Source organism: Selenomonas sp., from assembly GCF_057272215.1.
Genome location: NZ_DBHIUY010000007.1, coordinates 97,801 through 123,930, shown reverse-complemented (window position 1 = coordinate 123,930; position 26,130 = coordinate 97,801). Strand labels below are relative to the sequence as shown.

24 protein-coding genes, 1 pseudogene and 1 riboswitch are annotated in these 26,130 nt (G+C 50.6%); of the genes and pseudogenes, 19 read left to right on the top strand and 6 right to left on the bottom strand.

Annotation, left to right across the window (positions count from 1 at the left end; translation table 11 throughout):
- Positions 1-71: 71 nt before the first annotated feature.
- The 15 genes from ACO5Z0_RS07935 (at position 72) to ACO5Z0_RS07865 (ending at position 12,422) form a co-directional block, all read left to right on the top strand.
- Positions 72-3,188 (top strand): phage tail tape measure protein, encoded by a 3,117-nt coding sequence (locus tag ACO5Z0_RS07935; protein ID WP_485649844.1) that lies wholly within the window; start codon positions 72-74, stop codon positions 3,186-3,188.
- Complete coding sequence (locus ACO5Z0_RS07930; RefSeq protein WP_485649843.1) at positions 3,185-3,898, top strand: hypothetical protein; 714 nt, start codon at positions 3,185-3,187, stop codon at positions 3,896-3,898. Before ACO5Z0_RS07935 ends, ACO5Z0_RS07930 begins: the two co-directional genes overlap by 4 nt.
- A 10-nt stretch (positions 3,899-3,908) precedes the next feature.
- Positions 3,909-4,949 (top strand): XkdQ/YqbQ family protein, encoded by a 1,041-nt coding sequence (locus ACO5Z0_RS07925; RefSeq protein ID WP_485649842.1) that lies wholly within the window; start codon positions 3,909-3,911, stop codon positions 4,947-4,949.
- Positions 4,888-5,280 carry a DUF2577 family protein gene (locus ACO5Z0_RS07920; protein WP_442673782.1) on the top strand — a complete coding sequence of 131 codons (393 nt, stop codon included), beginning with the start codon at positions 4,888-4,890 and terminating at the stop codon, positions 5,278-5,280. Before ACO5Z0_RS07925 ends, ACO5Z0_RS07920 begins: the two co-directional genes overlap by 62 nt.
- Complete coding sequence (locus tag ACO5Z0_RS07915) at positions 5,277-5,705, top strand: DUF2634 domain-containing protein (protein ID WP_485649841.1); 429 nt, start codon at positions 5,277-5,279, stop codon at positions 5,703-5,705. The genes ACO5Z0_RS07920 and ACO5Z0_RS07915 overlap by 4 nt, the downstream gene beginning before the upstream one ends.
- Positions 5,698-6,732 (top strand): baseplate J/gp47 family protein, encoded by a 1,035-nt coding sequence (locus tag ACO5Z0_RS07910; RefSeq protein WP_485649840.1) that lies wholly within the window; start codon positions 5,698-5,700, stop codon positions 6,730-6,732. The genes ACO5Z0_RS07915 and ACO5Z0_RS07910 overlap by 8 nt, the downstream gene beginning before the upstream one ends.
- On the top strand, positions 6,710-7,345 hold the full coding sequence (locus tag ACO5Z0_RS07905; protein WP_485649839.1) for a putative phage tail protein: 636 nt from the start codon (positions 6,710-6,712) through the stop codon (positions 7,343-7,345). Before ACO5Z0_RS07910 ends, ACO5Z0_RS07905 begins: the two co-directional genes overlap by 23 nt.
- A 1-nt stretch (position 7,346) precedes the next feature.
- On the top strand, positions 7,347-9,125 hold the full coding sequence (locus ACO5Z0_RS07900) for a gp53-like domain-containing protein (RefSeq protein WP_485649838.1): 1,779 nt from the start codon (positions 7,347-7,349) through the stop codon (positions 9,123-9,125).
- An 11-nt stretch (positions 9,126-9,136) separates the two neighbouring features.
- Positions 9,137-9,529 (top strand): hypothetical protein, encoded by a 393-nt coding sequence (locus ACO5Z0_RS07895; RefSeq protein ID WP_485649837.1) that lies wholly within the window; start codon positions 9,137-9,139, stop codon positions 9,527-9,529.
- The gene (locus tag ACO5Z0_RS07890; protein WP_485649836.1) at positions 9,526-9,687 is read left to right on the top strand and encodes a CD1375 family protein; all 162 of its coding nucleotides are present in this window, start codon (positions 9,526-9,528) and stop codon (positions 9,685-9,687) included. The genes ACO5Z0_RS07895 and ACO5Z0_RS07890 overlap by 4 nt, the downstream gene beginning before the upstream one ends.
- A 67-nt stretch (positions 9,688-9,754) precedes the next feature.
- Positions 9,755-10,300, top strand: a complete 546-nt coding sequence (locus ACO5Z0_RS07885) for a phage holin family protein (protein ID WP_485649835.1) — start codon at positions 9,755-9,757, stop codon at positions 10,298-10,300.
- Positions 10,297-10,848 carry an N-acetylmuramoyl-L-alanine amidase family protein gene (locus ACO5Z0_RS07880; protein WP_485649834.1) on the top strand — a complete coding sequence of 184 codons (552 nt, stop codon included), beginning with the start codon at positions 10,297-10,299 and terminating at the stop codon, positions 10,846-10,848. Before ACO5Z0_RS07885 ends, ACO5Z0_RS07880 begins: the two co-directional genes overlap by 4 nt.
- A 65-nt stretch (positions 10,849-10,913) precedes the next feature.
- On the top strand, positions 10,914-11,294 hold the full coding sequence (locus ACO5Z0_RS07875) for a hypothetical protein (protein WP_485649833.1): 381 nt from the start codon (positions 10,914-10,916) through the stop codon (positions 11,292-11,294).
- Positions 11,287-11,739, top strand: coding sequence for a hypothetical protein (locus tag ACO5Z0_RS07870; RefSeq protein ID WP_485649832.1), 453 nt, complete (start codon positions 11,287-11,289; stop codon positions 11,737-11,739). Before ACO5Z0_RS07875 ends, ACO5Z0_RS07870 begins: the two co-directional genes overlap by 8 nt.
- A 74-nt stretch (positions 11,740-11,813) precedes the next feature.
- Positions 11,814-12,422, top strand: coding sequence for a glycoprotease (locus ACO5Z0_RS07865; protein WP_485649881.1), 609 nt, complete (start codon positions 11,814-11,816; stop codon positions 12,420-12,422).
- Positions 12,423-13,145: 723 nt separating this feature from the next.
- On the opposite strand, the gene ACO5Z0_RS07860 is transcribed toward ACO5Z0_RS07865, so the two are convergent.
- The 6 genes and pseudogenes from ACO5Z0_RS07860 to ACO5Z0_RS07835 all read right to left on the bottom strand — a co-directional run bounded on the left by ACO5Z0_RS07860 (position 13,146) and on the right by ACO5Z0_RS07835 (position 20,596).
- Positions 13,146-13,622, bottom strand: coding sequence for a DUF2691 family protein (locus ACO5Z0_RS07860; RefSeq protein ID WP_485649831.1), 477 nt, complete (start codon positions 13,620-13,622; stop codon positions 13,146-13,148).
- A pseudogene (locus ACO5Z0_RS07855) lies at positions 13,591-14,174 on the bottom strand (POTRA domain-containing protein); the annotation flags it as partial. The pseudogene ACO5Z0_RS07855 and the gene ACO5Z0_RS07860, both read right to left, overlap by 32 nt.
- Positions 14,175-14,893: 719 nt before the next feature.
- Complete coding sequence (locus ACO5Z0_RS07850) at positions 14,894-17,221, bottom strand: hemagglutinin repeat-containing protein (RefSeq protein ID WP_485649880.1); 2,328 nt, start codon at positions 17,219-17,221, stop codon at positions 14,894-14,896.
- A gap of 54 nt (positions 17,222-17,275) precedes the next feature.
- Positions 17,276-17,719, bottom strand: coding sequence for a hypothetical protein (locus ACO5Z0_RS07845; protein ID WP_485649830.1), 444 nt, complete (start codon positions 17,717-17,719; stop codon positions 17,276-17,278).
- Positions 17,720-17,776: 57 nt separating this feature from the next.
- The gene (locus ACO5Z0_RS07840) at positions 17,777-19,447 is read right to left on the bottom strand and encodes a hypothetical protein (RefSeq protein WP_485649829.1); all 1,671 of its coding nucleotides are present in this window, start codon (positions 19,445-19,447) and stop codon (positions 17,777-17,779) included.
- 753 nt (positions 19,448-20,200) lie between these two features.
- Positions 20,201-20,596: a C-GCAxxG-C-C family protein gene (locus tag ACO5Z0_RS07835; RefSeq protein WP_485649828.1), complete on the bottom strand. Its 396-nt coding sequence runs from the start codon at positions 20,594-20,596 to the stop codon at positions 20,201-20,203.
- Positions 20,597-20,762: 166 nt separating this feature from the next.
- On the opposite strand from ACO5Z0_RS07835, the gene pth reads away from it, so the two are divergent.
- The 4 genes from pth to ACO5Z0_RS07815 all read left to right on the top strand — a co-directional run bounded on the left by pth (position 20,763) and on the right by ACO5Z0_RS07815 (position 26,112).
- A complete protein-coding gene (pth, locus tag ACO5Z0_RS07830; protein ID WP_485649827.1) occupies positions 20,763-21,419 on the top strand; it encodes an aminoacyl-tRNA hydrolase in 657 nt (218 codons plus the stop codon).
- A complete protein-coding gene (locus ACO5Z0_RS07825; protein WP_485649826.1) occupies positions 21,416-22,657 on the top strand; it encodes a radical SAM family protein in 1,242 nt (413 codons plus the stop codon). The genes pth and ACO5Z0_RS07825 overlap by 4 nt, the downstream gene beginning before the upstream one ends.
- Positions 22,658-22,722: 65 nt before the next feature.
- Positions 22,723-22,968, top strand: a riboswitch (cobalamin riboswitch).
- Between the two features lie 167 nt (positions 22,969-23,135).
- Entirely contained in the window at positions 23,136-25,130 is a 1,995-nt protein-coding gene (locus tag ACO5Z0_RS07820; RefSeq protein WP_485649825.1) for a TonB-dependent receptor plug domain-containing protein, read from the top strand.
- Complete coding sequence (locus ACO5Z0_RS07815) at positions 25,114-26,112, top strand: ABC transporter substrate-binding protein (protein ID WP_485649824.1); 999 nt, start codon at positions 25,114-25,116, stop codon at positions 26,110-26,112. Before ACO5Z0_RS07820 ends, ACO5Z0_RS07815 begins: the two co-directional genes overlap by 17 nt.
- Positions 26,113-26,130 lie beyond the last annotated feature (18 nt).

Genomic DNA, 26,130 nt, shown 5'->3' with positions numbered 1-26,130 from the left:
ATGGCGCTTGAAGAGAAGCGCCGCATAGATGAGCTGAAGGTGCTGGCGGCGGGAAGGGGGCTGGCTCTCCAATGAGCGATTATGTATTGTCCGCTGTTTTGCGGCTCAAGGACGAGCTGACGAGCAGGACGAAAAGGGCGCAGGAAAGCCTCAACGGCGTCAAGGGTGCGGCGCAAGGTGCAGGCGGCAGTCTGAACAATTTGGAGCGCGACATGCATCGCGCAGGTTCGGCGGTCAATGAGCTGGCGGGCAGGTCGGACAGGCTGAAAAACAGTCTAAGCGGCATCCGCGGAGACTACTCGCCGACGATCCGCGTGCGCGACAACGCCTCCGGCAAAATCGGCGGCATTCGCAGCATGTTGGACAGCATATCGGGGAAGATTCACACGGTCACGGTCAACGTCCGACAGAACGGCGGCCTTTCGGGGCTGGCGAGCAAAGCGGGCAGCGCAGTATCCGGCGTCGCGGGCGGCATGATGATGGGCGCGGGGATGCAGATGGCGGGTGCGGCTGGCATCGGTTTTGGAGTCTATGATACGGTCAAGACGTACATGGATTTTGAAGCCGAAATGAAGCGAGTGCAGGCCATATCTGGTGCATCGCAAGGCGATTTTGAATCTTTGACAACCAAAGCAAAAGAAATGGGGGCGACGACACAATTTTCTGCAACGGAATCGGCACAAGCACTTGAGTATATGGCAATGGCGGGATGGAAAACGGATGAAATGCTCAGCGGCATATCGGGCATTATGTCACTTGCGGCTGCATCTGGTGAAGATTTGGGGAGCGTTTCAGATATTGTTACGGACGCTTTGACTGCTTTTGGACTAAAGGCTTCAGATTCTGCACATTTTGCGGATGTGCTCGCACAAGCAGCGTCAAACGCTAATACCAATGTGGGCATGATGGGGTATACATTTAAGTACGTTGCACCGATCGCTGGTGCATTGAAGTATTCCGTTGAAGATGTTGGGGTTTCCATCGGTCTCATGGCAAATGCCGGCATTAAAGCGGAACAGGCGGGTACATCATTACGCGCCATCATGACACGTCTTGTTGCACCGCCCAAAAAAGCAGCAAAGGCGATGGCGGCACTTGAGTTATCTGTAAAAAATGCAGATGGATCTATGAAACCTTGGAATGAAACCATGCTGGAACTGCGAGCGAAGTTTGCGGGCCTGACGGATGCAGAGAAAACACAAATGGCCGCCAGTATTGCAGGCCAAGAAGCTATGTCAGGATTTTTGGCTATGGTGAATGCATCTGATGCAGATTTTGAAAAGTTGACAGCGGCCATTGGTAATGCAGATGGTGCAGCCGACCATATGGCGAAGACAGTAAATGATAATCTCAAGGGAGATTTGAAAGCGCTTTCGTCCACATGGGAAGCATTTCAGCTGGAATTTATGGAAGGCAAGGGCAGTGAAGGACTGCGCTCTTTTGTGCAAGGCGTTCGTGACGATGTTGCAAAGTTTAAGGCCTACGTTTCCGACGGCTTCGACATCAGCGACGTGGGCAAGATTGCTATGGATGTTGTTGTGCAGCTCAAGAACAAGTTTCTTGAGCTTGACGGCGTAGGCTCGATTCTCGCGGGTGGCGCACTTGCAGCGGCTTTGTATAAGATCACGAATCTCAGCAAGAAAGCCTATAGCGGCGTCAAGGGATTCTTTACGTCTTCGGGCGGCGGCAAGACTGGACTCCCCGGTGGCGCGTCGGCGGTCTCGACCATGACAGTCCATGCGGGTACGGTCACTATCCATGCTGCGAGCGTTGCCAATGCGGGTGCGGGAGGCGGCGTCAACCTCAGCAAGGGCGGCAAGGGAACGGCTGGCGCAGGTGTGTCGGGAGTGGCTGGCGCGGCGGGAAATGCCGGGCGTGCGGGCAAGTTCCTCAAGAGCGGCGGCAAATTCCTTAAAGGCGGCGGCTGGCTCGCGGCCTTGGGTGCAGGCATCGGCATTTACGATGCGTACAGCACAAACGACGAGGCGGCAGCAGAAGCGCAATACGGCGTGGATGCCGCAATGGAGAACTACCGTGAAAAAACGAAGGATGGCTCGATGACGGAACAAGACCGTGCTGACCTCATGTCCGCGATAGACTACCAACAGAAGACTGAGGACTACAACAAGAGCCGCATGGGCGGCGCGGTAGGCTCGGGCGCCGGCTCTCTTGCAGGTGCGTGGGCTGGCGCGGAAGCTGGCGCGGCAGGCGGCGCGGCCATCGGCGCACTCTTCGGCGGCGTGGGTGCCGCACCAGGCGCAGCAATCGGCGGCGTTCTTGGCATGATTGCGGGTGGACTGGGTGGCTCGGAGCTGGGTGAAATGCTCGGCAGTGGCATCGCGGAGAATTTTGACGGTGCGGTTGAGAGCATAAAAAGCGGTTGGGACGGTTTGGCGGGATGGTTTACCGATGCTGTATGGACACCCATTTCGGATGCTGCTATTACAGGTATCAACGTGATTGTCGGTGCTGCTTCCCTTGGCTGGGATTTGATAAAACCTCATTGGGAAGAAGCCTCGGCACGGTTTGATTCCACAGTTTGGCAGCCGATCGCCAACACAGCAGAATGGGCATGGAGCAGCATTCGTGATCTCATCATCGACGCTTGTGATCGGATTTATGGCAAGTGGGAGTCTGCTTCCGAGCGGTTTAATTCCGTGGTCTGGCAGCCGATTTGCAGTTCCGTTGAAACAGTAAGGGTGGCCATCACCAGCGCGTTTGACGAGGCACTTTCCTTTGTCAAGGGCATTTGGAACGGCGTTGCCTCGTGGTTTGAGGCGAATGTCACCAATCCCATCAAGGAGAAGTTTCAAGGTCTTATCGATCTCAAGAACAAGATTGCCGATGCGGGTTCTGCTGTTACGGGGCTTACAACGAGCAATGGCACTGGGCACAATGCTATCGGCACGTCGTACTGGGGTGGTGGATGGACGGAAGTCAACGAGCACGGCGGCGAGATCATCGACCTGCCGCAGGGTTCGCGCGTCTATCCGCACGCAACGACGATGAAGATGCTCAAGGATAGCATGAGCAGCGGCGCGACAGTACCGACAACGGCGCCGCAAGTCACCGTCACAGGCAACACTTTCACGGTGCGCGAGGAAGAAGACATCGACCGCATCGCTTATCGTCTGTATCAGTTGATGTTTAAGAGCCACGTCAATATGAATGGGGGTACGCTGACATGAGCTTTCTGAGCCTATGGAATCGCGTCAATACACTCGGCGGCTACCTCCTCGGGAGCGGAGGCGACACGAAGCGGCAGGTCATATTATCAGCTGGAGAGGAAAAGTTCACGCTGCCCGTTACGCCGCGCACATACAAGGTGCAGACGGAGCAGAACAACGTTGTCGTCGACATCATCGACTTTGGCGAAGCGCAGCTTTTCGGCAATCCGAAGCTTAAGCGATTGTCGGTTTCCGCCTTTTTCCCGCATCCGAGGCACGCTTATCCTTTTGTCGTCGGCGACAAGATCGAGCCGTCGGAATGCGTTGCGAAAATCGAGAAATGGAAAGAATCGAAGAAGCCTGTGCGCGTGATTATCACCGAAAGCCCGTTTAACCTCATGATGGCGATCAAGTCCTTTGACTATCGCGAACAGGACGGTTCGCGTGACATCTACTTCGACCTCGACCTCATCGAGTGGAAAGACCTCAATACACCGATGGCGAACAACGACAAGCAGATCGACGGGGACACGGGGCTAAAGAATCGCCCCGTCGAAAGCACGCCGCCGCGCCCGGACTCCATTGAGCGTGCGCGGGACATCCTCGAAGCGAGTAAGAAAGCCTACGGCGATTTCAAGCAGTGGCGCACATTGGCACGGGGCGGCAGTCCTCTCACAACGTTTGCTTTGAAGGATATGCGCGGCGCTATTGCCAAGGACCGCACGGAATAGGAGGGATGGCATGAAAATCAAGATTGGGCAGAAAGATATCACACACCTTCTGACCTCGTGCACATGGTCGGGGTCGCGTCTGAATGTCGCACGGAAGCTCGAATACAGCTTCGTGCAGGACGATCGTGATGCGAATATCCCCGTCATCGACGTGGACAACGGCTACACTTGCTACGGTTACGACGATGCGGACAACCTCGTTTTCGAGGGCAATATCTACAGCATCGAGCGCAACAGGGCGAAGTCATCGGTGAGCGTCACAGCCTTTGACCATCTCTATGTACTGGCAAAGAGCAAGACGACGCGCAAGTTTGACAACATCACGCCTGAGGACATCACACGGCAGGTTTGCGCCGAACTTGGCGTATTGGTCGGCGACATCGCCGAGACAGGCACAGCGGTCTCCTTTATCGCCAACGCCAAGACGGGCTATCAGATCGTCCAGGGCGCGTACACCGAAGCCGCGAAGGTGACGGAGAAGAAATACCATCCCGTCATGAACGGCGCAAAGCTCGACGTGATCGAGAAGGGGACGCTCATCGAAGATTACGCGGCGGATTCTGCCGTCAACATGGAAGACAGCGTCTACAAGGAGAGCATTGAGAACCTCATCGACCAAATTCTTGTCGTCGATGAGGAAGGAAACCGCATCGATCATGTGCGAAACGATGAGCACATCAAAAAATACTCCATGTTTCAGGACGTCTACAAGCAAGACCCGAACAAGGACACGCAGACGGAAGCCAAGGCGATGCTCAAGAAGCCCGAGCGGTCGGGGCATATCACGGCGCTCGGCGACTACCGCGTGAAGTCGTCCCACTCCATCACGGTGAAGGACAGTCTCTTTAAGGGGCAGTTCTGGGTGAAGGCGGATACGCACACATTTGCGGATGGAAAGCATGAGATGAAGCTCGAACTTGAGTTTGAGAACCTCATGAATGAGGAAAAGACGGAGAAAGAAGAGGAGAAGAAGGAGAGGGGGGAGCGTCGTGGCGGAAGTGATACCGAGCGCGGAGAACTCGATGAGCAAGATGCTGGCGATCCAGCATGACATCGCCGAAGAGCATACGCCGCTTTTGCCGAGTGTCGGGAAGGTGCTGACGCCGCCGCCCGCGCTGTCCGTCGCATGGAACGATATTGTGCTTACGCCTGATAAGCTCTATCTCAATGAGTATTGGCTGCCCGGGCATACGCGCCACATCGTCGGCGAGACGGATTTTCGAGGCGGTGGCAGCGGCGATCCTGCATACGAATCGCATAACCACCCGATCGACAATGACGAGACGTGGACGGACACCTTAAAGCCCGGCGACCTCGTGAGTGTCTATCCGCAAGAGGGTGGGCAGATCTTTATCATCGAAAGCAAGCTGGTGAAACTATGAGCAGGGAGTTTCCATTTATCAGCTCGACGCGCGATGTCGTTGGAAGTGAACTGCCTCTTTTCAAGGAGTACGCGTGGGATTTCGAGCGTGACCGCTTTTTGTATGACGCGAACGGGCGACATATCCTTTTGACGGGCAACGACGCCCTTGTAGTCTGGATTTACAAAGCGCTCAAGACGGAGCGCTTTTCTTATCTTGTTTATTCGTGGCAGTACGGCATCGAGCTGAAGCCTTTTATTGGCAAGGTCATGGGCGTCGAGGAGCGGTATTCCGAACTCAAACGCGTCATCACGGAGTGCCTGATGGTCAATCCCTACATCAAGAGCATTGATTCGTATTCCTTCGTGCCGGAAAATCGCGGGGAGCTGGTGCACGTCTGTATAACGCTCACGACAATCTACGGGGAGGTGACGCTTGATGTATAGAGCTCGCGAACAGAAGGACATCCTGCGCGAAATGCAGGAATGGAGCAACACGTCTGCGAGTAAGATCGAGGGCACGTTTGAGTACGACATGCTCGCAGCCAACTCAGTGGAGTTTGCCAAAGTAGAAGTCGAGTTGGAAGAGGCGTACAAAGCGGCGTTCGCTGATACGAGCTGGGGCGAATACTTGACGAAGCGTGCCGCTGAATTTGGCGTCGTGCGAAAAGAAGCGACAAAAGCGATCGGAAAAGTCCGCGTAAAAGGCTCGGGGCGCATCGTAGCCGGAAGCCTGTTTCAAACAGAGAAGGGGGTGCGCTATCAGACGATGCGCACGGTAGACGTTGTGCAGGTCGCTGTACTTGATATAGAAGCTCTATTGCCGGGCAACATCGGCAATACGGGGGAAAATACGGTCACAAAAATCCCGATGAGCATCCCCGGCATCAATTCTGTAACCAACGAAGAGGAAATTCATGGCGGTTACGACGCAGAAACCGACGCAGCACTCTTGGAGCGCTATTTACGTGTGGTGCGGACTCCGGCGACCAGCGGCAACAAGTACCACTATCACAACTGGGCGATGAGCATCGCGGGGGTCGGTGCGTGTCGTGTCGTACCGCTTTGGAAAGGCGCGGGAACTGTGAAGATCTTGATACTGGACGCAGATTTGAAAACGGCTCCGACAGAGCTGATCGAGAAAGTTAGGGGCTATATTGAAGATGTCCGTCCGATCGGCGCGACAGTGACCGTCATGAGCCCTGCGCCTAAGCCATTGACGATCACGGCGGCTGTGGCTGGACGTTGTGATGAGGCTGCGCTCATCTCTGCGATTAACGACTACCTGAAGAAAAAGAGCTTGAGTTTAAAATATCTCTCGTCTGCACAGGTCGGGGATTTGCTGATGAACCAGCCAAGCGTGTCAGACTATGACGAGCTCTTGCTTAACGGTAAAAACAGAGTGTCGGTCAGTGAAGATCAATTGCTTTATGTGCAGGAGGTGAGATTGCATGAACTTTCAGTTTCTCCGTGAACATCCAGCAGAGCTTTCACGGTATTTGCCTGTGTTTCTGCGGCATGATGCGCATTTCAAGGCGCTGCTTAGCAGCTGCAGCGCGGAGCACGAACGCTTGCGGATGCTTTTGCAGGATGTAGTAAAACAGTTTTTTGTAGAAACCGCTACGTGGGGGCTTACTTCTTGGGAGCAGGTGCTTGCTTTGGATGCTCGCGCAAAAGACGGGTATGAGGCTCGACGTAAGCGCATCCTGCTGAAGCTGCAGGCTAGGCAAATCTCTACTGTCTCTTTTATGGAGCGGCTTGCTTCGGCATACTTCCCGCAAGGGGCGACGGTGCAGATTGAGGAACAAAACGAGCGGTATGCTTTCCGGGTCATCAGTACTGCAATCAGCAGCGATTATTCGGGATTGCTCGAAGCTCTTGAAGAGTATAAACCTGCACATCTTGCTTTGGCGTTGGATTATCTCATAGAAAGAGAAGCGCAGATCCATGTTGCCGGATATATCACAGAGTATGAGGTCGCGGATATACAAAGCGGCGGAGATGTATCGTATAAAATCGATGACACGCCTTTGTACGCTACCGGATTTGTAGATGGATTGGAAATTATAGAGATAGGAAGTGTGTGACATGGCGCAATTTCCAAAAATCCAGTTGACACAACTGGGGAAAAATATCATCCTTGCGGGACAAAATAAGCAGAAGGTCACTTTCACAAAGGTTGAACTTGGTGATGGACTCTTGGACGGGCAGTCCGTCGATGATATGACGGCACTCGTGCACAGTGTGATGAGCTTGCCTCTACAAAACTTTTTGAACAACGGCGACGGCTCGGCGCGCCTGCGTTTTGTTCTCGATAACAATAATCTTGCTAAGGGTTTTTTTAATCGTGAGATTGGCGTTTTTGCCAAAATCGATGACGGTGAAGAACAGCTTTACGCTTACACTAACGCGGGGAATCTTGCAGACTATATCCCGGGTAAGGAGAGCCCGATTTCGAGCAAGATCATCAACTTGCATATTGTCGTCGGCAATGCGATGAATTTGACAATTGTTGCGGAGAATAGCGCTTACGTCACAAAGCTGGATATGGATAGTCATAAGGCTGCTGTCGAGATTGACCATCCTGATGCCAGTGTTACAACGCCAAAGATTAGAGATGGGGCTGTGACAAGCGTAAAAATTGCCGAGCGGGCGATTGAAAAAAAGCATCTCAGAAAAGGGGGAATCGTTGCAGGTGATATAGGCGCATACTCAAAAGAGGACGTCAATAAATTGCTCGACGCCCATCGCAAGAAAACGCCGCTCGATCATCCTGACGGCAGCGTGCTGAAAAAGCATCTCGGATTTGAGGTGTACGACAAAGGCGAAGTCTATAGCAAAAACGAAATCAATCAGTCTTATCGCAAGATAGGCAATAGAATTGTAGATGGTGATGTAGACTGGAACACCTTGACCGAGGCAACGACGTATAAGATCCAAGGTGTTGTAATGGATGCTGCTCATCATGCGCCGCCGAATGAATATAACTTTGGGCTGTTGGTCGTGAATCGCTTAGAAAATGGTGCGGATGGCGAATGGCGTACCGTGCAAATCTATTTCCCACACGGCACTCGCGGTTATTGGTCGCGTATGTATAACGGTCCTGCCGATTATCGCGCCGGAAACTGGGTGGAGTGGAGATATATCCCGACGCATAACGAAGTCGAAACCATCGCGGAGCAAAAAGCGAACACGAAGGTCAGCAAGTCGGGCGATACGATGACGGGTCCTCTTAATTTCGCCGAGAATCAAAGTATGCGCACTTGCATTTTCCCGTCTCATTATTTTCATAATCTGTTTGAGAATGGTGATACTGTTTACATACACGCTTTTCCATCGCAACCAGCGGTGGACAAGCCAACAAAATTTGAATTTCGTACAGCAAATGGAGAGCAAGGAAAATGGACGGCACACACATTAAGCAGTAGTGGGTTCGCTACAACAGGTTTCATGCAAGCAGGCAAGGGCTTTGAAGGAAACCTGCGTGGTACGGCCGACAACGCAAACACCGTCGGCGATAAATCGTTGCAGTGGATTCTCGAACAGATCAACGCTGCAAAAACGGGTATTGTCGCGGGCAATCTTGAGCAAAATGGCTGGGTCAAGTTTGCGAATGGGTTGATTGTGCAGTGGGGGGTTGGTACACCATCAATATCTGAGGAGGCGCAAATAATTACATTGCCTATTGCATTTCCTAGGGCATGCCTTTGTGTGCATGTGTCAAGCAAGCTAAGCTCAGGAATTAATGCGGATGCTTGGTATCAGATTATATCACAAGCAGCCACTAAATTGGTCGTTATAAAACAACAGAGCACCACTGGAAACACAGATCCTGTTACACCCGTCTTTTTTGCTATTGGTATATAAGAGGTGGAAAAATGGAAATCGAATATCTTGCAAAATTTGACGCAGACGGACGTCGCGAAAACACCGTTGTGTCGAGCGTCCACTACGCCACCGACGAGGAGCGGCAGAAATATATTGACGACGGCTACATTTCCATCTCCGATGAGGGCTATCAGCACTACATCGGCAATCGCGGCGCGGGCGACAACGGCACGGGCTATATCCGCGACCCAAAGACAGGTAAGCCCGTCTCTGCGCCGCCTGCGCCCACCGTGAAGGAAGAGCTGCAAGAGCCGCCTGTCGACACTGAGCGCCTCGCCGTCTACGAAGCCATGACGGCGCAAGAGGAACGGCTTACGGCGCATGCAGAGCGCATCACGGCTCTGGAAGCCGCGCTCAAAGCGAAGGGGGGTGAAAGCAAATGAAGAAGTGGGCTTATATGATTCCCATCTACGCGTATCTCGTGCGTGCAGGGAAATGGGCGATCAGTGAAGAGGACAAGACCGAGGAGCAGAAAGTCGTGCCCGAGGTCTACCGCGACGACGTAGCCGCATACCTCGCTGAGCACGCGCAGAGTGCGTGAGGAACAAGAAGAGCCGCTGTAGCGATACGGCGGCTCTTACATTTACATCTAAAGGAGAGGATAAATATTGAATGGGACAGACTTCATCGCCGTCCTTCAGCGGCTGCAGGAAGGGTGGGGCGCTAAACTCGGCGTGTCGTTCGCCCTTGCGATAGCGGCGCAGGAACATGTGCAGATATTCGTGGCGTTTTTTACGCTCGTATGCCTCGATCTTGCTACAAAGTGGATCTCTCTGTCGCGACAGTATCTTACAGACCGCGGTTGGACTGCTCCGACGCTCTGGCAAGTCTTGTGGCATTTTCGGGCGGCTCGGCGTGCAGGATACATCAAAAGTGACATGATGCGCACGCGGTTCGTACCAAAAATCTTGACATATTTCGCCGTTGTCACAGCTGCCGTGCTATTAGATTTCATCCTGCTCAAGACGCATGCACCGGCATTCGCAGCGACGCTCGTAATCGGGTATTTGTCGCTGACGGAGTTCATCTCGATCTTGGAGAATATGCAGGCATCGGGAGTAGAAGAGGCAGGCGCTCTGTTTGAGCTTGCGCGTAAGCGCAGCGGTATAGGCGCCGACAAGAAGCAGGAAAGCGAAAGGAGAAATGAAAAATGAAAGTACTCATTAACGCAGGACACGCACCGAATGGCAACCCCGATCCGGGTGCGGTGGGACCGACGGGATTGCGCGAATGCGACGTCGTTTGCAATATCGCGCACATGACCGTCGACTATCTCATCAAGGCGGGCGTGCAGGCGGACTTTATCCAAGACGACAGCCTTGAAGCGATCTGCGACACGGCAAACGACGGCGACTATGACTTGCTGCTCTCGATCCATTGCAACTCGTTTGACGAGAGCGCGCACGGCATCGAAGTCTGGACATCGCGCGGCTGGACGCAAAGTGACGCCTTCGCCACGCTGCTCATGGAGCAGATGAGCGACACGTTCCCCGATCTCACCGTTCGCGCCGACTGGTCAGACGGCGACGTGGACAAAGAAGCAGGGCTGTACGTCCTTCGCAACTCGGATTGCCCGGCGGCACTCTTTGAATTGCCGTTCATCAGCAACCCCGACGAAGAGGAATGGCTGCGCGACGCCGACAATCAACATGAAGCCGCGCGTGCATTTGCAAGGGCTGTGACGGACTACGCGCAGGTATAAGCAACATGGAAAGCGCAGCTAAGGGCATCATAGGTTGGTGTCTTTGGCTGTGCAGGGGGAATAAAATGTTTAATAATGCTTTACTATTTATTAAAAAGAAGATAGAATTTGTTTATAGAATAATAGTGAGGAGAGATACTATGAACGATTCTATGTCTAATATGCCGCCAGAAAAATTACCTAAAGAAACCAAAAACAGGATCCAGAGGCGATTAGAGGAAAAAGGCGCGATGTTGCCTTGTCCTAGATGCGGAAATCAACAGTTCATGTTGGCTGACGGACTATTAGCGCCTTCCTTGCAAACAAGTATAAATGACATTGTTCTTGGAGGACGGTCGATACCTTCTGTTGTAGTTATTTGTACTCAATGTGGGTATATTAGTTTGCATGCCGTAGGTGTACTTGGGCTGATGAATGATTTAAAGGCAGAAAAAAATTATGAGTGATAAACGGTTAGCGCAAGGGCAACTTGTACATTCGGAATCCGAAGTGGTTGTGCCCAAGAGCATGGGAACCTTTTCGATGCAATCTCCAGAAATAACATACATTGATAATACGAAGCAAAATATTATTATTATTCCGGAGGAGCGACTTCAATTATATGCAATAGAATTTAAGAAAAATGTGGAGGAAAAGGCAGGTTGGGGCAGCAGTATAGGATTAAGCACATCTGTATTGATTGCCCTTTGTACATCAAATTTTCATGACCTTGGGCGAGTGGATGCTATATGGATTCAATGGGGATTTATGGCAATGTTTTCAATATCGTCTTGGATTTTTCTTAAGAAGGTAGGTATGCGCCTATATTCCCAATTCGTGAAAAAGACGACTAAGATGAATACACCGGAAGAGCTTGTACAATTGTGTAAATCTAAGAGTATTAAGCCATAAAAGCATAAATTACCAATAAAAGGACAGTTTTAGGGCTGTCTTTTTTGTTGTGGGGGATGGATAAAATGCAAAAAATGATTGACTGGATCATAAAACACAAGACGCTGCTGCTGATCGCAGCTGTTGCCGTGCTCCTCATCTGCGCCTACAACATTGGCAACCGCGCAGCGACAAAGTGGCAAGCGCAGGAAAATCCTGCCGCCGTTACACAGGAGCAGACGCAGGATGCGAAAGCTCTGCAGCAGCAGCTTGACATCTCGCGCAAGAATGCCGATGCGCTGCGCCGCGAACTTGCCGCCGCACAGGCGGGACAGCGTGCGCCTGCGGCGACATACTATGTCAATGCACCGACAGTCGAGCGGGCGGCGCAGACAGTTGAAAAGCAGATCAAGGCAGACGATCCGACGTTGCCGATGGCAGCGCGTGAGAAGTCCGATCGGACAGTAGTGACGCCAATCACGAAGGACAAAGACGGCAAGGACCTGCCGCCGGATAAGCAGAAGGTCGATGTCTACAAAGTGAACCTGAGAAAAGACCATCGCGTGAAAGCGGGTGCGACGATGATGGACGGCAAAGCATACGCCACTGTCGGTTATGAGCAGGGACGCTTTGAAGCGCTCATGCACTTTGACGGTACAAAGCCGCGCGGCGCGAGTGTGATGTACAATGTGGTCGAGTGGTGAATACGACCAGCGCATAGAACAGATAGACAAAATGCTGGATAATTACGTGTTGCGACACGGCAAAACACAAGACTTGGAAACGGCATGACACAACCCGGCATCGACTTTGTAATAAGGGAAATCGTTGAAGTCCTGAACAGATAAACGCCCAAGAAGCAGTCCCATCTTTGCTTCTTGGGCGTTCTTTTTGTCTGCATTTTGTCTGCATACGCTCAAAGATATATGCAAAAACAACAAACAGCATAAAGCATAAAATATCAATAAATCCCTTATGATTGCTGGGCTTGTGAACAACTACTGATTACTGATAAAATACTGGTCAAGAATTTGTCGAATTTAAGTAGAAGAAGCCTCATCCTTTATGCTGTGGACTGCACCCCAAAATACGGACAGTGAATAAAAATCCCTCCTGTTGTAGAATAAGAACTACAACAGGAGGGATTCGTTATGTCTTTGGAAAAGATCTTGTTAAAAATCGTTATGTTACGGTTTTTCTTGTTGTTCAAGATAACATCATCAATATTTTTGAGTGTTAACCTTCTTTCGTTAGCTTGATCGGCTGCATGATATGAAAACTCAGCACGGATGGCATCTTGACGCCACCTTCCAGATCTGCTTTTGCGCTATTGCGGTGCAGGGAAACTTGATCTTCTGGATTGCGCCTATCATGGTCTTGTTTACGCCAGCGCCAATGGCGCCGAAAGAAAAGTCCGGTCCCGCGATTTAGCTTATCTCCTCCGTTTCAATATCTTCAAATCCTTGGTTTACTGCATTCGTATACAAAGCAGATACTATCTTATCATCAACAGAAGAAATATCTACATATACACTATCTGTTACAATAACTTCTAAATAAGCTCCATTTAGCTTGTCCGTTTTTTTTTCGAGGGAAGATTTTAAGCTGAATATACCTGATACGATATAATACCTACGCGACATGAGTAATGAAAAGAAATCTTGGTTTGAAAAATACCTGAAATCAAATAAATCAACCATTTCACCGTTTATATTGTGCCATGCCTGAAGATCACCAATTATCGCTGTACCATAAACCTCCCATGTACCATCGACCATATCCTTTATGGGGGAAAGTATATGATATAAATATTGTCCCCACTCATTTGGAATGATGAAACTTATTTTTTGTATATGATTCAAATTTTTCACCTTCCTGCGAAGGCAGGCGCTTCGCCTGCTCAAGCCCCTGCTCGATATCGCGCACGCTCAAGACGTCGCCTTCGCGAAACGGGAAGAGGTTGTATGTATAGAGCGTATCACTGTCCTCGGCAAAGCGCACGGCATGAATGCGCCGATCTGCAAAACAAGGCGGAGCGTTCCTTCAGAGAGATTCTGCTCAGGGATGACGACGCGGCTTGTTGAAAAACCGCGCTGCATAAGCTCGTGGTTCATCTTGCCGATGACTTCATTGATATCCTTGAGAGCAAGCTCGCGTCCTTCATAGTCACGGGAGATGTGGCGCAGGAAATAGAACTTCCCAGAGTCATTTTCAAGCACGACCTTGGCGATGGGGAAACGAACCGTTTCATCGGCAGGGAGCGTTGAGGAAGGGAGAGGGGGCGTATCGACCTCCGTGCGTTCTTGATGCAGCCGCTCCTGCCGTGCCGCCTCCTGCGCTCGCGACTGGTCAAGCTGCTCTTGCTGTGAAAGTGGAGCAGCATTGGCGGGAGAGACGGATAGGGGGAGGATGGCTACTGCGAGTAGGAGGGCAGATGGGAGTTTGTCTGGAATCAAATAGTTTCACCACATTTCTTAGGCCGCAACTTTACACATCGAAGTTGTCATCATCATTATGCACAAAGCCTGTATTAAAAATGCGAAAATGTGCATAACGAATGGATTATCTAAATAGATACTCAAATGGCTGGAATAAAGATCCATAGACCCTAGGAGACGTGTTTTTAAAATCTCGAGATTTTAATCGTTGACATATTTCCTGTTCTTCATAAGTTAAATCGGAATGTTGGGTAAGTATTTTCATCTGGTCCTTATATACTTTTTTGTTAGCTGCTATGTTACAGAGTCCTAGAAATGGTCGTTTATCATCTATGGGTTCTGTATCGCTGTGTGTGTCAACATAGCTATTGATAACATCCACATCCTCTTTTGTTAAATCTTCGTCAAATAAAGTAATGTTGCCATGCACATAATCAATGATCCAAAAGCAATGTGTACCATACACATACAATTTCTTGTTGTTCTTTTCGTAGGTATGAACACAGTAGTCTATCACGTTGTAGTCTGAATAGGCGGTTGTTACTCTGTAATCCGTTAAGTGACCTTCTTTCCAATACGATATTTCGAAATCCCGAGGAAGTTGATATATGATAAATGGATCATAAATAATGAAGAAAAGGAGTATAAGAGTAATCCGTAAAAACATGGAAAATAGAGCGCCACATACGAACAATAGAGAGAGGCATAAGGAAATAAAAAAATTATATTTTTTCATCTTATTCACCGTTTAAATCTATATCCGTGTTAATGTCAGAATACCATTCATATGGGGGCAATATCCCCGCCTTTTGCAATTCATGAGCACCGTCATTGATTAAGGCTATAGGATTCAGCTTCCCCCAATGGTCAAAATTGTAGTAGTCTTGGAACAGTCCTTCTACATGGACTGAATTCTCACTAGTTCTAGTTATTCTTAGATTTAGTGAACCTTTTCCAGGTCCCATATGAAAATCATATGGATCGCCCGCCTCTGGACCTATGCTTATCGCACGAAACTGTGTTTCCCCTATCGGAATTTTACTTCCTATTCCTGTTACTTGTTCCTGAAAGGATTTTCCGTTTATTATCAATGAACTCATTTCAGAATCAGCGTCAAAGTGTAGAGGTTCTCCCTCTCCTTCGTATGCGTGCCTGTATAGTTCCCGCGAAAGAGGGGTGACTTCTTGTGCTACGGATGAATTAGAAGCAAGGTCATAAAACCCGCCTAATATCTTGGCTGCAGTATTGGAAGCAAGGTTAGAAAACCTGCCTGGCATCTCGGAGGCAAGGTCAGACAGCTCACCTGGTATTTCACCTATATCATCAGAAAAAATGTCAGACAGTCTGCCGGGTATTTCACTTATACCATTAGAAGAATTGGTATTGAATACGGTGTCTGCTTTTTGTTTGGCCATTATACCATCTAATACAGATTGAGCTTCTGAAGAAGACAGGTAGTCTTTAAAATCAAGTTTGCCAGTCTCTATAAGCGTACGATATTCATTCGCTTTTTTATACGTTCGTTCGTCCATACAAACAATTGCATTTAGCGTATAGTTTAATCCTTTGCTTAACCATTCATCCCGATACCTTTCGGGAATCAAATCTCTCAATATTGGGTATAGTGAGGCTGTAATTCGCTCATCGTCGCCATCTCCTGTTAAACCGTGTTGAGCATTGAAATTGCTTAATGCTGCATATCTCGCAATAATATCAATACGCCTGTCCTCATCCTCTTCACCCAATGAAAGCAGTTCATCAACAAATGTATACTGTTCTTTTCCTAACCAGTTCCATTTTGTCCCGTTTGCTGATGCAGATCCTCCCGCTAGGGTGTTCCCGCCAATGGCTTTCGCCGCAGCAGCTCCGACGATGGTGCTGATAATCTGCGCCGTACCAGGATCTATCCCCTTTAGGTTCTTGATCAGTGCCTCGTTGAGACCTGCACCGACAGCACCAGAAGCAAAGCCAGCACCCGTGATCTGGCTCATGATGCCGCCGATGATGGCATGGACGGCGATTTTCCTGCCGCTACCGTCGTCGGGGAGGTTATGCGCGAGACGGAAGGCTTCTTCGCCGAAGGCGGCGGCAAGTTCCTGCTGTTCTTCGATCTTCTGCTTGTCGAAGATACGTCCAAGCTCATTCAGCGAGTTCGCCGTATCGCGGCTCAAGGCAGAGATGTCCTGCGTGGGATTCTCGCGAATGTCGATTGTTCCCGGTGCAACGGCAGAAGTTGTCGTGCTGTTCGCATCGCCCTTGGCAGGCATGGAAAGGTTGGGGGAGAGGCCTATGGTGTTATAGACCTTGTTCTTCTCTTGTCGGCTCATCTTGTCATAGCTGCCGTAGTGGTGATACTCGGCGCCTATGCTCTTTGCGCTGTAGTCCGCACCGTTCTCCAAACCGCTGAAAGAGAACGTTCCCGTGCTGAGGCGATTCTTCTCCTTATTCGCTTCGCTTGCAATGACCGCGCCCTTGAGGTCGGTGTTCTTTTCGACGTAGATGTCGAAGCCGCCTTTTCCAACGAAGATACCGAACTGGCCTCTGGCGCTTCTATAGTGGGAGTCGATCGTTCCTCTGCCCGCTGAAAGGCCGAATGTGGGCTTGGAGAATTTTCCCGCGCGAATATCCCACGAGAGATCGAAGCCCGCCGATGTGTTCTTCTCCTCGTAGGTTTCTTTTTCCTGCAAGGTCTCGATGTTGAGATTGCTGCCGACCTTTGCAGTGACCTTATCGCCCTGTACTGTGCTGCCGAGGATGTTCGTATCCTTGCCGCTTTCGATGTGCAAGGTATCTTTTGCAGCGATCTCGGTTGGGGTATAAGTCAAGGCATTTTCCTTGCTGTTTCCCTGTGCTTTGCTTGCGTGCAGACTGAGTCCCGAGAGTCCTTGCGGGCTGAAGGAGACACCGATGCCGGCGGAGCTTGCTTCGTTCTGTGTCGTCGCGCGGTTGCTGTTTTCTCCTGCGAGCAGCTCTATGTTCTGCTTTGCTGCAAGGGCGACGTTCTTTCCTTCGACTTTAGAGCCTTGGATCGCAAGGTCACGTTCCGTTGCGGTGAGGTGAGGGATAGGTGTATTCTATTTTGTAACCTATTATTGATTTACGAGGATTATTTTTATGTGTTAAAGTTTACTCCTTTCTACGGTATATTTTTTTAACTCTCCAGTTTTGAGGTCTTTTACTGTGATGTTTATATCTGATATGGTAATAACCTCGATAAAGTAATTTAATGTAACTATTATATAGTGTATAGGCTTTTCATATTCAAATAAATCTCCCATATATTTTTTTGTAAATAAACTATACTGTCCATTGTTTATCCTATAAAGCACGTTATCGAATTCTTTCTTACGATAATGTTCAAATTCTGCATCTTCATAAGGATAAAAAAGCCAATTGCCTTCATCAACACAATGAAATGAAATATCACCGAGGAAATCTAAAGTTACTTCATACGAAATATTTTCAAGGAAAACCATTAAATCCTCAAAGTCACCTGTTTGTAAGCGCATAGAATAATTTCCTGGTGGAATCATTCCCGGATTTACTTCTATCCATTTTTCCATCGTTATTTACACCTCGTAAAATAGTTTGATCAATTTGTACTTGCAATTTACGAAAAATTAGTACCTATATTTATACACCTTCCTACTACCTGGACTTATTTCAAGAGTTGGTCCAGCACTTTTGCTTCCTCGGCGCGCAACAACGATAGTTCCATCGCTCAATGTTCCGTACAGCCCTGAGCCATATTTTGTAATAAGTTCTTTTACATTATCTGGATTCAAATTATAGAAGTCTTTTTCTGTTTGTTCATAGCCTCCGGATTTCTGCATGTTTTTTGCTCCAGATTTGCTCGTAGTGATATCTATAGCCCCCTCGTTTAAATATTCGATAGCGTCCTTTCTTGTGAATTTTTTCTCGAGGGAGCTGCTTCCTTCCGCAGCTTTGATGAAGTGTCTGCTATCATCAATCCCGTTCTGAAAAGAGTTCTTCGTAGCTATGGTGCCGTGGGCTATTAGGGCGATTCCGGCTGTGGTGGCTACGGCAGAGGTTCCGCCTGTCTCTGGTGCTAGTATAAGACCACCGAAAGACATGGTGGCTCCACCAGTGAGTTCCCGTATCGCCCCAACAAACGTCAAGGCCGTGCCTGTCAGTCTGCCGCTATGAAAGGCCAGACTATCCCGATTGTCAATGCGGTGGCCTGTTACATAGTAATAACCGCTTTGCGTGAGCCCGAAGGACATGTTGTCATCGACCGCGCTGACAGTTCCCGCTGCCCAATCGAAAAAGTTTCGTCGGAATTTACTGGAAAGGCTCTCTTTAGGATATAAGGCATCGAGGAGAGTGCCGTCGTATGCGCCAGTTTTGTATGCGTTTACCTGACCGGTTTTTTCTACGGGATGCTCTCGCAAATCATAATCGGCATAGATATCGACATAGAAAGGAGTGCTGTTTTCTGATAAGGGATCGAGCAAATGAATTTTCTTTGCATCGTTTCCGCTGTCCGCTTCGATATCCAAATCGTAGATATTGCCGTCTCGGTCTATAGTGACGGCGACTTTCCTGCCATCTTTTTTCCCGTACAAAGGCATGTATTCGTTTTCTCGCAGGGACTCATATTCCTCTGTCATCAGCTGCTCTTCCAGCTGTTGCCTTATCTCAGGGATTTTCTCATAGAGATTCCACTTCGTCCCGCTAGCCGCCGCAGTTGCACCAGCGCCTGCATTGCCGCCGACGGCTTTCGCTGCGGCGGCTCCTACAATCGCGCTGACGATTTGTGCTGTGCCGGGATCCTTGATCTTCTTGATCTCGCCGATCACAGCTTCGTTGGCACCAGCACCGATGGCACCCGAAGCAAAGCCTGCTCCCGTAATTTGGCTCATGATGCCGCCGATGATGGCGTGGACGGCGATCTTTCGGCCGCTGCCGTCGTCGGGGAGGTTATGGGCGAGTCGGAAGGCTTCTTCACCGAAGGCTTTGGCAAGTTCCTGTTGCTCTTCAATTTTTTGCTTGTCAAAGATACGTCCAAGCTCATTCAGCGAGTTCGCCGTATCGCGGCTCAAGGCAGAGATGTCCTGCGTGGGATTCTCGCGAATGTCGATTGTTCCCGGTGCAACGGCAGAAGTTGTCGTGCTGTTCGCATCGCCCTTGGCAGGCATGGAAAGGTTGGGGGAGAGGCCTATGGTGTTATAGACCTTGTTCTTCTCTTGTCGGCTCATCTTGTCATAGCTGCCGTAGTGGTGATACTCGGCGCCTATGCTCTTTGCGCTGTAGTCCGCACCGTTCTTCAAATCGCTGAAAGAGAACGTCCCTGTCGAGAGGCGGTTCTTTCCCGCCTCCGCTTCGCTTGCAATGACCGCACCCTTGAGGTCGGTGTTCTTTTCGACGTAGAATTCCTTGCTACTTTCTCCAGAAATTGGACGTAAGGCCTTTGATATATCTTTATCACTTTTTTGTAGTTGAAGTTAAGGAAGATATAGTAGTATAAGTGTTCCCGTTAGAAAAAAGTAACTTGTGAACAGAATAAACTTTACATATCCCTGATTTATGTTGTGAAAGAGTTGCAATTGATATTCTGAACAAGAATAATTGGGCATCTTAGAAAGATCACGTAGCAGTACTCGTATATATCGACGAAAAAAGATGCTTGAAAAGCCAGCGAAATAGCAGGCTGCTCCTAGAAATTCTTTAGTATATCCTAGCTCTGAGCCTCCAATCCATCCGGTTATAAGAAAAGGTAAGAAACCCTTTAAAATAAATCGCAAATGTTCGCGCTTGACTGCAGGAGTATATTGCGATTTCCATCTTAGAAATGGATAGATTCCACCTACTGCAAGAATAATGATAGAGAGCGTAAACATCCAATACCCAGGGGTGTTCTGCGTATATATTGGTGACCATAAGAGTTTCATTTTAGCTTGATACCCCCAATTATACCATTTATAATTCCACTTCGTCTTTGGCAGAACGATGCGACAATTAAACTTGCAATCTTCCCCAGTGCAGATGTAAAAATAGATGGCTGAATTTATCGGCATTTTTCTTTATTGCGTTTCTCGCGTAATAATCTCATCAAGCTTTTGACATAGTTCTAAAACAAGTCCGTCGCAGTTCTCCTTGCGTGCGATGCCTTTTTTTTCTGCGGCGGCTAGAAGACATCGGCAGTCCGTCGTGCCGTGGGCGGCGAGGAAGTCGTCAATGAGCTTCTTCGCCGTTTCCTTATCCTTGTCTGCTTTGCCGAGGATCATTAGCGCGGCGGTCAGCGTGCCGCAGGCGGATCCGTGCATCATGCCTGCGCCGAAGAAAGCGCCGAGTGCATAGGCGTCTTCTTTTTCCATGCCGATTTCGGCAGCGAAGGGTACGAGAAGCGACTGCGCACAGTTGTAGTGACGGCCGCCTGGCTCTTGACGCAGAAATTTTGCTTCTTCGAAGTGGGTCATGTGTTTTTTCCTCCTTTTCGGATGGCGTTTCCTTTATTCTACCCGCTTTTTGCCTTGGGTGCAAAGGCTTTGTTTTGACAAAGCGCATTTCGTGCAGTAGAATCGTGGTAGCAGCCTTGCCGCGCGGTTTGCGGCGGTGCATCTCAGAAAGGTTCGGAGGAATATAATGAAGATCATGGTCGGTCTTGGGAATCCCGGGGCGGAGTATGCACATACGAAACATAATGTTGGTTTTATGCTCGTCGATGCTCTGGCGGAGCGCATCGGTATCGACACTTGGCAAGAGAAGTTCAATTCTCTGATCGCAGTAGGGCGTATTGACGCGCAGAAGGTATTACTCGTCAAGCCGTTGACCTATATGAATGAAAGCGGACGTGCGGTAGGTCCTCTGCTCGATTGGTACAAGCTCGCGCCGGAGGACTTGATTGTCGCGCACGACGACATGGACATCGCGGCGGGCACGATCCGTCTGCGGCGCAAGGGAAGCGCGGGCGGACACAACGGCATCAAGTCGCTTCTCGCGCACATCGGTTCAGAGGATTTCTCTCGCGTGCGCATTGGCATCGGACGTCCTTTACCCGGCTGGACGGTCGTCAGGCATGTGCTTGCGCCGTTTCCCGCAGACGATGCGACGAAGATTCAAGCGGCGATTTCCTATTTACTGCCCGCCGTCGAGTGCATCGTGACGGATGGCATCGACATGGCGATGAACCGTTACAACCCGCGCAAGAAGAAGGTAGCGAAGCAGGAAGCGCATGAGGGGGAAGACGCGGGGAAAAGCAGCGCTGTACTACAGATCGAGAGGCAGGAGGGCGAAGCATGAAGGATGAAATACGTGCGCTCTACGCCGATGAAGATGGGGCAATCTTTGATGCGCCGGGCATCGCGGGACTGGGGCGCTCGGGCAAGCGGATCATGTCGCTCACGCCCGCCGACCTCATCCCCCTGCCCGAGTCGGCGGACTTGATGTTTCTGCCTGATCGCGCGGCGATGGGGCGGACGGCGGCGGGTGAGACGCTGCCTCTGGCGGGACGCGCCGTCGCCGCCATCCTGCCTGCAGGCTATACGCGGCTCTTCCTGCCCGCCTTTCAGCGAGAGGAAGGGGCTGAAAGGCTCGCTCTCTACGGTTACACGGCGGTCGTGTTCTATAAGGACGATCTCTATGCGGCGGCGCTCTACACCGATGAAAATACGAAATGGGATCCCGCCTACTACAATACGCGCGAGCTCAAGAAACTCGTGCGCCGTGTCGAGAAGGATCTGCCCGGCAATCGCATCGTCGAGCAGGTGGCGGGCTGCTCCTTGAAGTGGCACTGCTGCACGGCGCAGAATCTCTTTTACCGCCGCTGGGAAGCGGGCATACCGACGTCGCCCGTCTGCAACGCGAACTGCTTCGGCTGCATCTCCCTGCAGCCCGCCGAGTGCTGTCCATCGCCGCAGAGCCGCATCGCGTTCCGTCCGACGCCCGAGGAGATCGCGCAGGTCGGCATATATCACCTTTCGACTGCGCCCGATGCCATCGTGAGCTTCGGACAGGGCTGCGAGGGTGAGCCGTCGCTTGCGGCGGATGCGATCGCGGCAGCCGAGCGTCAGATTCGCGCTGCGACGAAGCGCGGGCAGATCAATATCAACACGAATGCCGGCTATACCGAGGGCATCCGAAAGATTGTCGATGCCGGACTTGACTCCATGCGTGTGAGCATCATCAGCGCCATCGAGGAGAGCTATGCGGCGTACTACCGCAGCAATTACACGCTCGCCGACGTCAAGGAGTCGATCCGCTACGCGCTTTCGCACGGCGTATATGTGTCGCTCAACATGCTCTTCTTTCCGGGCTTTAATGACCGCGCCGAAGAACTCGACGCGTGGCGCGGCTTCTTTTGCGAATTGCCCGTCAACATGGTACAGGTGCGCAACCTCAACGTCGATCCCGACGCCTTCCTTGAAATTATGCCCGAAGCGCAGGGCGAGGCGGTCGGCGCGAGAGAGTTTTTGGAACGGCTCAAGAGGGAGTTTCCGCAGCTCGTCATCGGCAGTTTCAGCCACTATGTCGAAGATTAAGAACGATTCCTCTAAAATCCATGTTCTTGACATAAGAATAAATCAATGCTATTCTTTTATAGAAATTTTATATCGTTGGATCAGGTGTCGCAAGACTTAATAGGGAATCCGGAAAAAGCCGGAGCGGTCCCGCCACTGTAGCAGCGAGCAACCCTGTAATAAGGAATCACTGATAAATTCAGCCCCCATCTTTATACATCTGGGCGACTTCATTTATCAATGCTTCTTGAGTCACTGGGGCGAATGCCTTGGGAAGGCGCAGGGGAGTGATGAACTGGAGCCAGGAGAACTGCCTGATGGACAATCGCCATTTGACCTGCGAGTGATGGGAAGGGGATTAAGGAAGCGCTGTTTGGCGTTTCTTCGGCTGCACGAACGCAATCATCCCGGCGAAATTGCCGGGAATTTTTTTGCGCCGCCCTTATGCGCCTTTTCTGCTTTGCAGGAGGGCGCTTTATTTTTGGAAAGGGTGATGTAGATGAAAGGCAAGAGACATCTGACATGGGCGGTGCTTGCGGCAATCGCGGGCATGAGCCTATCGGGCGAGGCGTATGCGGCGGAAAATGCGGCGGCAGGAAAGGAGGCAGCGAAAACGACGCAGGTGCAGGAACAAAGTGCGGAAACTGCAGAAAACAGCGGGCATGATTTGCCTGATACGCTCGTGACGGCGCAGCGCAGGCGAAAGAGTGATCTCGATACGCCCGCGACGACGACGATCATCACAGCGAAGGATATTGAAAAAGCGGGCTATCGCAACGTATTCGAGGCGATCGACCAGCAGATCGGCTCAACGAGTACATCCTATGGCGAGGCAGGGCAGGATTTCGGCTTCAGCGCCGGACGTATCACGCTGCGCGGCTACGACAGGGGCACGCTCGTCATGGTCAACGGCGTGCCGATGAACCTCAAGAATTACCCGAGTACCGAGAACATACCAGCCGCGATGGTCGAGCGCATCGAGATCGTCAAGGGCGCGGCATCGACGCTCTACGGTGCGGAGGCAATGGGCGGTGTTGTCAATATCATTCTGAAAAAACCCAAGGCGGGAGAAGAAGCAGTCAAAGCAAGTGTGACGGCAGGCAATTACTTCAAAAAGACGGAGGTATTTGTGCAAGGTGATCGCTTCATGCTCGATGTGAGCAGGGAATGGTCGAAGGAGATTCCACATTCCAACGCTTTCGGATTGGATAAGGTTTCATGGATGGATTGGTGGGTTGGCAGTGGACAAAAGAATCGTTTGAACGCGAGTGTTGCACTTACGGATGAACTTTCCTTGAATTATAATTATACAGAATCTACGATCACACGCGGCAGTACCGTTTATAAACTGGCATCAGATAAGAAGTCCCTCGTGCCCTCGAGGACGAGATATGATTATCGTTACGATGATTATCGTCATACGGCAAATCTTGTATACCAGGGCAGGGAAAATGGTATCCATGCAGTTCTTGGGTACAATTATCGCAAGGTTGATGGTTACGATTATGTCGCAATGGGAAAAAATGCTTCCAATGCCGTCTGGAACAGTGAAATTTTCGATGTACAGAAAACATGGAAGCTAGGTGATGACTCTTGGATTTTCGGCTATTCCTATCAGCGTGAGGCGGTAGACCTCACGGAGAAAAAACAGAATGCGACGCGTACGGAAAATGCGATTTATACCTCTTATAGCAAGCAGTTTACACCACGTTTTAACTTCACACTTGGCTTGCGTGGTGAATGGATCAACGATCCTGAGAAGGATCAAAATGTCTTTATGCCGCAGTTCCAAACGGATTATAAATTTGATGGGAATACAGCGTGGTACATCAATGTCGGCAGAGCATTTCAGATGCCGCCAGCGGATTATGGTATCAATGAAAAAGTTAGAGGAAGGCATTTGAATCCGCAAGGTTTACAGCCGGAAAGTGGTTGGACGTATGAAACGGGCATCAAACATCGTCATGGAAATGATACATGGAAAGCCGCCATTTACCACATGGATATGAAAAATAAGCTCGGTTGGGAGCTGAATAAGGTAACGCAGCAGTATTATGCGGCGAATAAAGGAAGTTTTCGCAATACAGGATTTGAAGTCGAATATACGAAGCGTTTCAATGAAGCGTGGCAACTTGTTTTAGGTGCGGGAGTCTCCAACCCTGAATTGAAGGATCCCTCTGGGAATAAGGGGTGGGAGCAGGCGGCAGGACGCGTCGAAGGTCTTGTCCGTGTTGATTATAAGAAGGACAAATGGCAAGGAAACTTGAACTTCAAGTTTCTCGGCGATCGCGAATATGTTGCCCCGAGGAATGGGACAGCGCAGGATATACCTGACAAGATTCAGCTCAATATGAATATTGCCTATGCTGCAGGCAGGAATGATACAGTGACTCTGGGAATCTATAATCTTTTGGACAGGAAGAATTACTCGAATAGTTCCGGTAGTCTTGATCTGCCGCTGAATTTCCGTTTGACGTATGCGCATACGTTCTGACATCGTGCGGCGCAGTGGTGCGCTGGCGCTTCTTTTTGCCGCGGGTTTCCTCTTCTGCGCCTGTGCGCGATGGGGAACGGCGACAGAAGAGGAAGAGGGAGAGTTTTTCCGCGGCGTCGATGATATGGGGACGGAGATAGTGCTGCACAAAAAGCCGCAGCGCATCGTGTCGCTCAATCTCGGCACGGATGAAATCCTGCTCGCGCTCGCGCCGCCCGAACAGATTGCGGCGCTTTCCTCCTACGTGGATGATGCGGGGCTTTCGTGCATGGCAGAGGCGGCGAAAGCCGTACCCGTGAAGCTGCACGATAAGAGCCCTGAGCGCGTACTCGCGCAGCATCCCGACCTTGTGCTTACAACGGACAGTGTGCCGAAGGAACTCGTAGCGAGTATGCGCGATCTGGGTCTGACGGTCTTCGTTTCTAAAACGCCCAAGAGTATCGAGGCAGTCTTTCCGCGCATCGAGTCCATTGGCAAGGTGATCGGCAGGGAAGAGGAAGCGGCGGCCTTGACCGGAAGGCTGCATGAACGTCTGGCGGATGTAGCACGACGCACAGAAGATATTCCAGAGACGGATCGCCCGATTGTCGTCGCCTTTGCTTTCAGCGGCGTCTTTGGGCGGCGCGACGATCTCTTTGACGACATGTGCCGCCATGCCGCGCTCAGAAACGGCGCGGCGATGGCGGGTCTCACGAAGGACAACAGCATATCGATGGAGCAGGTCGTCGCGCTCGACCCCGATGTGTTCCTGCTGCCGTCGTGGAGCGCCGAAGGCGAAAAGACGGAAGAGTTTCGTGAGAAGCTGCGCAATGACCCGTTGTTTAAGCATGTAAAGGCAGTGCGAGAGAATCATCTTTACTGCGTGCCCGATACGTATCGCTACAGCGCTTCGCAAAATGCTATCGAAGCCGTCTATGTACTGGCAAAGACCGTCTATCCCGAGCGTTTTGCCGATGAAGGCGGCGCGAGTGCAGGAAATTGATGCTTGATGTGCAAACGT